General features: G+C 66.7%; 1 protein-coding gene and 1 pseudogene. Both read right to left on the reverse strand.

Going from position 1 to position 1095, the window contains the following annotated elements:
- Positions 1-53: 53 nt before the first annotated feature.
- Positions 54-548, reverse strand: coding sequence for an IS630 family transposase (locus tag ACWD04_RS34015; RefSeq protein ID WP_451137590.1), 495 nt, complete (start codon positions 546-548; stop codon positions 54-56).
- Between the two features lie 18 nt (positions 549-566).
- Positions 567-1095: pseudogene (locus ACWD04_RS34020) on the reverse strand (transposase); the annotation flags it as partial.

Here is a 1095-nt window from a genome sequence, read left to right on the forward strand (position 1 = left end):
CGGGTTCCCCCTGCTCCGCCACCGCATCCTCCTCCAGTGATCACTACACGGCGCTACCACCGATTACGGGCCAGAGCCGAACGTTTTACAGTCCCGTCGAGGATGTAGCGGACGTGTCGGCCGCCGAAGTATCCGCGCACGATGTGGGGCTGACGTTGTCGGCGGTGGAAGAACCTGCGGGTCTCGGCGGCGAGTTCGTTCTGGTTCCTGGCCCTGTGAGTGTGGGGAAGGCTTCCTTCGAGGTCGGCGTTGACCAGCTCGTCCGGGTTGAGCTCGGGTGAGTACGAGGGCAGGAAGTGCAGCTCGACCTGGTCCTTGTGGTCGGCGAGCCAGGCCCGGACAGCCTTCGAGCGGTGGGCCGAGTGCCGGTCCACGATCAGGTGCACCTTCCGGTCGAAGTGCCCCGCGAGCCGGGCGAGGAAGCGGCACATGACCTCCGCGTCGAAAGTCTCGGTGAAGACCATGAAGTGCATCCGGCCCTTCGTGCTGATCGCGGACATCGCGTTCACGGAGAACCGGTTGCCGGTACGGCGGACGACCGGCGTCACGCCTTTGGCGCCCCAGGTGCGGCCGGCGACGCCTTCGAAGGTCCGGCCGCCGTGCTGTTCCAGGTCAAGCTGGCCTTTGAGGGTGTGGTTGACCGACTCGATCAGCTGCCGCACCGACTTCAGGAGGCTCTCGCCCTTGCGCTTCCTCTCGCGCTTGAACGAAGGACGCCGCAGCTCCGCGCCCCGGAAGGCCAGATCGGCCTCGAACTCCTTGGAGGCGAAGCCTTTGTCCGCGATCACCAGCAGGCTTGGCCGATCCGTGGCAAGGTGCGGTTCGCGGTCCAGCATCGCCGACAGCACCTCCCGCTCGTCCAGCTCCGGGTTCGCCAGTGCCCACAGGATGGACATCCCGGTCGGGGTGCACACCAGGTACAGGCGCAGGCCCCAGAAGAACCGGGTGTGCGAGGCGCAGTACCCGTGTCCGGCCCGGCCGGCCATGTCCGACCGCTTCACGTCGGACGCGAGCGGCCGCACTCCACCGGCGTGGAGTCGATGATCCAGTGGTTGTCGAACCAGAAGTCCGTATCGACGGCCAGTAGCCGTATCG

It is taken from the genome of Streptomyces sp. NPDC002911 (genome assembly GCF_053591835.1).